The organism is Clostridium thermopalmarium DSM 5974 (genome assembly GCF_002995795.1).
Lineage (GTDB): Bacteria > Bacillota > Clostridia > Clostridiales > Clostridiaceae > Clostridium_H > Clostridium_H thermopalmarium.
Map to the genome: position 1 here is coordinate 21,722 of NZ_PVXN01000052.1, position 6,871 is coordinate 28,592.

The 6,871-nt window shown below is 32.6% G+C and carries 6 protein-coding genes and 4 tRNA genes; 9 read left to right on the plus strand and 1 reads right to left on the minus strand.

The window, feature by feature from the left end:
• Positions 1–19 precede the first annotated feature (19 nt).
• The 4 genes from CPAL_RS09035 to CPAL_RS09050 all read left to right on the plus strand — a co-directional run bounded on the left by CPAL_RS09035 (position 20) and on the right by CPAL_RS09050 (position 4,013).
• Positions 20–1,429: an NAD(P)/FAD-dependent oxidoreductase gene (locus CPAL_RS09035; RefSeq protein ID WP_061859132.1), complete on the plus strand. Its 1,410-nt coding sequence runs from the start codon at positions 20–22 to the stop codon at positions 1,427–1,429.
• Between the two features lie 125 nt (positions 1,430–1,554).
• Positions 1,555–2,838, plus strand: a complete 1,284-nt coding sequence (locus CPAL_RS09040) for an adenylosuccinate synthase (RefSeq protein WP_106024457.1) — start codon at positions 1,555–1,557, stop codon at positions 2,836–2,838.
• Between the two features lie 64 nt (positions 2,839–2,902).
• On the plus strand, positions 2,903–3,094 hold the full coding sequence (locus CPAL_RS09045) for a DUF1858 domain-containing protein (RefSeq protein ID WP_061859134.1): 192 nt from the start codon (positions 2,903–2,905) through the stop codon (positions 3,092–3,094).
• 175 nt (positions 3,095–3,269) lie between these two features.
• The gene (locus CPAL_RS09050; RefSeq protein WP_061859135.1) at positions 3,270–4,013 is read left to right on the plus strand and encodes an acyl-[acyl-carrier-protein] thioesterase; all 744 of its coding nucleotides are present in this window, start codon (positions 3,270–3,272) and stop codon (positions 4,011–4,013) included.
• Positions 4,014–4,153: 140 nt separating this feature from the next.
• Here CPAL_RS09050 and CPAL_RS09055 read toward each other — a convergent pair whose 3' ends face one another.
• Entirely contained in the window at positions 4,154–5,392 is a 1,239-nt protein-coding gene (locus tag CPAL_RS09055; protein ID WP_106024458.1) for a BaiN/RdsA family NAD(P)/FAD-dependent oxidoreductase, read from the minus strand.
• A 202-nt stretch (positions 5,393–5,594) separates the two neighbouring features.
• On the opposite strand from CPAL_RS09055, the gene CPAL_RS09060 reads away from it, so the two are divergent.
• The 5 genes from CPAL_RS09060 to CPAL_RS09080 all read left to right on the plus strand — a co-directional run bounded on the left by CPAL_RS09060 (position 5,595) and on the right by CPAL_RS09080 (position 6,871).
• The gene (locus tag CPAL_RS09060) at positions 5,595–6,407 is read left to right on the plus strand and encodes a pyruvate, water dikinase regulatory protein (protein WP_106024459.1); all 813 of its coding nucleotides are present in this window, start codon (positions 5,595–5,597) and stop codon (positions 6,405–6,407) included.
• A gap of 141 nt (positions 6,408–6,548) precedes the next feature.
• Positions 6,549–6,623, plus strand: a tRNA-Glu gene (locus CPAL_RS09065).
• Between the two features lie 5 nt (positions 6,624–6,628).
• Positions 6,629–6,704: transfer RNA gene (locus CPAL_RS09070), tRNA-Val, on the plus strand.
• 9 nt (positions 6,705–6,713) lie between these two features.
• Positions 6,714–6,790 (plus strand) — tRNA-Asp (locus CPAL_RS09075).
• Positions 6,791–6,795: 5 nt separating this feature from the next.
• Positions 6,796–6,871 (plus strand) — tRNA-Thr (locus tag CPAL_RS09080).

The window sequence follows — 6,871 nt, forward strand, 5'->3', positions numbered from 1 at the left end:
GAATAAGGGGTGATTATTAATGAAAAATAATTATGATGTTATAATAGTTGGAGCAGGGCCAGCAGGCATATTTACTGCTTTAGAGTTAACAAAATTAAACTCAAACTTGGATATTTTGATAATTGATAAAGGTAGAAATATAGAAAAAAGAAATTGTCCAGCTAGGATTACTGGTAAATGTGTAAATTGTGATCCATGCGGTATAACGTTCGGATGGTCAGGAGCAGGTGCTTTTTCAGATGGTAAGCTTTCTCTAAGTCCAGAAGTAGGTGGAAGATTACTAGAGTATTTTTCAGAGGAAGAAGCACAGGAGTTAATAAATTATTGTGATAGTATATATTTAAAATTTGGGGCAAATGAAACTGTTCACGGCTTAAATAATGAAAGAGTTGAAGAAATTAAATATGAGGCAAGTAAGCATAATATTCGTTTAATTGAATGTCCTGTAAGACATCTTGGAACAGAACTTGCCTATAATGTTTTAAAAGGAATGTACGATCATCTTATAAATAATACAAATACAGATTTCAGTGATTTAAGCGAAGCTAAAGAACTTATTGTTGAGGATAGAAAAGTAACAGGTATTATAGTGAAAACTAAAGATGGAGATAAGAAAATTAGGGGTAAGTATGTTGTAGTTGCTCCAGGACGAGGAGGAGCAGAATGGCTATCAAAAGAGGCTAAAAAGTTAAAAATAAATACTAAGAATAATGCTGTAGATATAGGGGTTAGAGTTGAAGTTCCTAATTCTATAATGGATCATTTAACAAAGGATTTATATGAAGCAAAACTTGTATACTATTCTGATACCTTTGACAATATGGTAAGAACTTTCTGTATGAATCCAGGTGGAGTTGTATCAGAGGAACATTATGATGATGGAATTGCAGTAGTAAATGGACATAGCTATTCTCAAGACAATCTTAGAACAGAAAATACTAATTTTGCTATGCTTGTGTCTACAACATTTACAGAGCCTTTCAATCAACCTATCGACTATGGTAAGTATATTGCGAAGCTTGGAAATATGCTTACAGGAGGACCTATAATGGTTCAAAGGCTTGGAGATCTTTTAAATGGAAGAAGGACAGATGAATCAAGGCTTAAAAAGTCTACTACAAGACCAACTCTAAAGGGAGCAGTACCAGGAGATTTAAGTTTTGTACTTCCTCAAAGGCATTTAACATCTATTGTAGAAGCTTTAAGGGCCTTTGATAAGATAGCACCAGGTCTTTATAGCAAAAACACACTTCTATATGGTGTGGAGGTTAAATTCTATTCAAGTAAATTTGATACTAATAATAATTTTGAAACAGAAATAGAGAATTTATATACCATAGGAGATGGGGCAGGTATAACAAGAGGACTTATGCAAGCTTCAGCTACAGGTGTAATAGTTGCAAGGAATATTGCAAGCAAGGAAAGTTAAGTAAAAGTTTATACAAAAATGTAAATATATTTGATTAATATGGTAAATACTATAAGATAGATAGCTTAGAAATAAGAAAGAAGCATACTTAGATTAGAATTTATAAACGGAAGAGAGGAAAACTTATGTCAGCCTTTATAGTATTAGGAGCTCAATGGGGGGACGAAGGAAAGGGTAAGATGACCGACTATCTTGCTGAAAAGGCAGATATTGTAGTTAGATTCCAAGGAGGAAATAATGCTGGACATACCGTTGAAGTTGGAGATAAACAGTATAAACTTCATTTAATACCTTCAGGAATATTATATGATGATAAAATCAATGTTATAGGCAATGGTGTTGTTGTTGATCTAAAGGCTCTATTTGAAGAAATAGATTACCTGGAAAAAGAAGGAGTAGAGGTTACTCCAGATAAGCTTTTAGTAAGCGACAGAGCACAGCTTATTATGCCTTATCATAAAATCCTTGATGGACTAAAGGAAAAAGCAAGAAGAGAAAATGACATTGGAACTACAGGAAAAGGAATAGGACCTTGTTATACAGATAAGATGGAAAGATGCGGAATCAGAGTATGCGACCTTATGCATAGAGAAGTATTCAAGGAAAAGCTAAGACAAAATATAGAAGATAAGAATGCTATAATAAGACTTTATGGTGGAGAAGTTTTAGATTTTGAAGATGTATATGCTGAATATATAGTATATGCTGAAAGAATAAAGCCTTATGTTAAAGATATATCTGTAAGATTATATGAGGAAATAAAAAATAATAAAAATGTGTTGTTTGAGGGAGCACAGGGATTTTTATTAGATATAGATTATGGAACATATCCTTATGTAACATCTTCTAATACTATAGCAGGTGGAGTATGCACAGGAGCTGGAGTTGGTCCAACTGTAATAACTGGAGCTGTAGGAATAGCAAAATCATACACAACAAGGGTAGGTAAAGGTCCTTTCCCAACAGAGCTTACAGATGAAATGGGAGATATGATAAGAGAAAAGGGACATGAATATGGTGTAACAACAGGAAGGGCTAGAAGGTGTGGATGGCTTGATCTTGTGATTCTAAAGAGTGCTGCAAGAGTTTCTGGACTTACAAGCTTTGCTGTAACAAAGATGGATACTCTTGCTGGTATTGATAAGATAAAAGTCTGCACTGGATATAAATTTGAAGGTAAAATTATAGACTACTTCCCAGCTTGCTTAGAAGATTTAGCAAAATGCGAACCTATATATGAGGAGTTTGAAGGATGGGACGAGAGCATTGCAAATGCAAAAAGTTATGAAGATTTTCCTCAAAATGCAAAAAAATATTTAAAGAGAATAGAAGAATTTACAGGAATAAAGGTGTCAATAGTGTCCGTTGGGCCTGAAAGAAATCAAACTATAGTAATAAATGAAATTTAAGCTTTATTAATTCCGACAAATTTGGTATAATATACGGTGAAATTAATAAAGTGAGGTGTTAATAATGAAAATCACTAAGGATATGACAATAGGTGAAATAGTTAGAAATTTCCCAAACACTGTTGAAATATTAATGAGTTTTGGAATGGGATGTGTAGGATGTCCTTCAGCTCAAGCTGAAACTCTAGAAGAAGCTGCTATGGTTCATGGTATGGACATAGAAAAATTATTAGAAGCATTAAATCAAAACGCTTAATATATAAATAGAGGTATTAAAGTCTTGAGACTTTAGTGCCTTTATTTAATTTTTATATAAAAAATTCAAATTATTAATCAAAATTTTACATATTGTGCTATTATAATGTTATGGAAGATAATAAGTTAAAAGTATATAATAGGAATATGTACATAATAGCAAAAGGAGATAGACTATGAGCAGAGTTATAACGGAAAAAGAATATGAAATACATTACTATGAGGCAGATTATAGAAAGCAAGCGCTTATGACAAGTTTAATAGATTATTTCAATGATGTTGCAACCTTTCAAAGCGAAAAATTAGGTGTTGGAATTGACTATATGAAAGAAAATAATATGGCTTGGATTTTATACAAGTGGGATATTAATATAAAAGAATATCCTAAATACGGGGAAAAGGTGATTGTAAGAACGGAGCCTTGTGCTGTAAAGAAGTTTTATGCATACAGAAAGTTTTACATATTTAACATGCAAAAGGAAGTCATTGCAACTGCAAGTTCTGTATGGCTTTTAATTGATATAAGAGAGAAAAAGCCTTTAAGAGTAACTGCAGATCTAATAAAAGCTTATGGGTTAGATGATGATAATGATGGAATTTTGAAAACAGATAACATAATTAAGATAAATGAAGAAGAAAGTTCATTAGAATTCAAGGTTAGATACAGCGATATTGATACCAATGGTCATGTTAACAATGAAAAATATGCCGCTTGGCTAATAGAGAGTGTTCCAATAGATATTGTTACAAACCGTACTCTTGTAAATATGAAGATAACTTATAAGAAAGAAACTAAATATGGAGAGAACATAAGAGTGTTAACCGCATCTAAACCAATTGAAGATAAAATAGTATTTTCTCATAGAATACTAAATAAAAACGGTGATGAGATAACATTAGGAGAAACAACTTGGAAATAAGTTTATATGTTTTCTAAAGAAGCTCTACTATTTCTGACTTTAAAACCTCTAGGTCTTCTAAAATTCTTTATATGTCACTCAATAGAAAGTTCTTATAATGTTATAAAGCCAGAAATAAAGAGCTTAAAATCTTTCTAAAACTAACAATTTTCTGCTGCGCTTTTACCTGCTGTGAATCCAGATGCCCAAGCCCATTGAAGATTAAAACCACCACAATCTCCATCTACATCTAATATTTCTCCAGAAAAATAAAGATTAGGGACAATTTTAGATTGAAGGGTGTTTGGATTCACTTCAAGAGTATTTACCCCTCCAGCTGTTACTTGAGCATTATTAAATCCATTTGTTCCTGTAACCTCAAATTCCCAAGATTTAAGAAGTTTGTATATAGCTTCTTTCTCATTCCAATTTAGCTCCCAGCAAGGTTTATGTATATTATCTACTCCACTTTCTTTTAGCAAAATTGGAATAATCTTTTTATTTATTATACCTATAAAAGAGTCATGTACGCTTCTGTAGCCGAATATACCCCAGTGATTTTCTAAAAAGTCTTTTAATTCATCAATAGATAGATTAATAAGCATATCTACCTTTAGAAGAACTTTTCTTTTATTAAAAACAGCTTTAGAAGCATTTCTGCTCAATTGAAGTATAGGAGGACCTGATATACCATAGTCAGTAAAAAGAATTTCTCCAAACTCCTTTTGAACAGGTTTATTATCTATAAAAAGTTCTCCTGAACCTTCAAATTTAACTCCAGATAGAGCTTTAAGCTTATTATAATTTAATTTTAATTGAACAAGGGCAGGAATAGGGGCTATAATACTGTGACCCAACTTTTTAGCTAAAGAAAAGCCGGAACCATCAGAACCAGTATTAGGAGCTGATTTTCCTCCACAGCAAAGTATTAATTTATTGCATTCGTAAGTTTTATTTTGAGAGTCAGTATATATTTTAAATCCCTTTTTTGATGCTTTAATATCGGTGACTTTTGAGTCTAAGTAAACAGGAATATTTCTTTCTTCCAAAGAAGATTTTAAGATATCTATAACAGAAGAAGCTTGCAGTGACATAGGATACATTTTACCTTGGTCTAAAGTAATTATAGGAAGTCCTATTTGTTTAAAAAATTCTCTAGTTTGAGAGGTACCAAATGAATCTAATATAGGTCTAAAAAAATCTATATTATCACTATGAAAACGTGTAGGACTTATATTTTCATTTGAAATATTACATCTTCCATTACCAGTAATTAAAAGTTTTTTTCCTATTCTACTGTTTCCTTCGACTATAGCAACATCTGCGCCTAAATTTTTAGATGTAATAGCAGCTATAATTCCAGATGCACCGCCGCCTACTACAATAACATCATGTTTCAACATTATCGCTCCTTTTTATGTAGTATCTCTATAATTTTATCACATATCAATTATTTTAACCTATCAACTAATATTAAAAAGAATAATAAATCAATATATTAAAGCATAAAATAATTAAAGCAAAAATTGTTGAAATATACTGAAAATAGGTTTATTATTTCAATATAAGGTGATTAGCGCTGGATAATAGGGGGTATTCTTAATGATAACTTTATATGCAGTATCAGATTCTATAGGAGAAACGGCAGAACTTGTGGCTAAAGCTTCTGCAAACCAGTTTAATGATGATATAAAAGTTGAAAGAGTTCCATATATAAAAACTCCAGAAGATGTTATAAAATTTATAGATAGTATAGAGGATCCAAGAAATTCTGCCATTGTATCTACTATAGTATTAGTTGATGTAAGAGAATTTTTGGTTGAAAGGTGCATAGAAAAAGGAATAAATATAATAAATATACTAGGTCCGTGTATAAGCACTTTAGCTAGAATGTCAGGAAAACAGCCAGAATATAAACCAGGAGCTGTATGGAAAATGGATGATGAATATTTTAAAAAGATAGAGGCCATGGAGTTTGCAATCCAATATGACGACAGCAAAAGTTACAGTGGTATAAAAAATGCAGATGTCGTATTAATAGGGCTTTCAAGAACATCAAAAACTCCTTTATGTATGTATTTAGCTAATAAGGGCATAAAGGCATTAAATATACCTCTAATGCCAGAAGTACCATTGCCAGAAGAATTATATACTATAGATAGAAAAAAGATAATTGGATTAACTATAGATCCTTTAGCTCTTATGGAAATAAGAAAACATAGATTGGATAAAGTTAAAGCGGGATATAAAAGCATTGAATACGCTAATGCAGAGAGGGTATTGGAAGAATTGGAGTATGCAGATAAGGTTATGAAAAAATTACGTTGCAAAGTCATAGATATAACTAAAAGAGCTATAGAAGATACAGCATTAATAGTGCTTAATAGCATAGGGTATATGCAAGATAATAAGTAAAATTGTAGAACATAAAATTTGGAAATAAAAAATACAAAAAAATTTGTACAAAATATGTTGACACTTGAGAAATATTAAGGTATTATATACTTCGTCGGGTGTGACAGATAATATTTTGACACTCCTGATGATATATAATATGGCTCCTTGGTCAAGCGGTTAAGACACCACCCTTTCACGGTGGTAACAGGGGTTCGATTCCCCTAGGAGTCACCATTTGTGGGCGCATAGCTCAGCTGGGAGAGCATCTGCCTTACAAGCAGGGGGTCACAGGTTCGATCCCTGTTGTGCCCACCATAAAAACATGGCCCAGTGGCTCAGTTGGTTAGAGTGCCGGCCTGTCACGCCGGAGGTCGAGGGTTCGAGCCCCTTCTGGGTCGCCAAATAAGCTGGCATGGCTCAATTGGTAGAGCAACTGACTTGTAATCAGTAGGTTCCGGGTTCAAGTCCTGGTGCCAGCACCA

Coding starts and splice junctions, on each gene's coding strand:
- CPAL_RS09050 (WP_061859135.1), top strand. CDS start 3,270: ATGAGCAGAGTTATAACGGAAAAAGAATATGAAATACATTACTATGAG.
- CPAL_RS09035 (WP_061859132.1), top strand. CDS start 20: ATGAAAAATAATTATGATGTTATAATAGTTGGAGCAGGGCCAGCAGGC.
- CPAL_RS09045 (WP_061859134.1), top strand. CDS start 2,903: ATGAAAATCACTAAGGATATGACAATAGGTGAAATAGTTAGAAATTTC.
- CPAL_RS09040 (WP_106024457.1), top strand. CDS start 1,555: ATGTCAGCCTTTATAGTATTAGGAGCTCAATGGGGGGACGAAGGAAAG.
- CPAL_RS09060 (WP_106024459.1), top strand. CDS start 5,595: ATGATAACTTTATATGCAGTATCAGATTCTATAGGAGAAACGGCAGAA.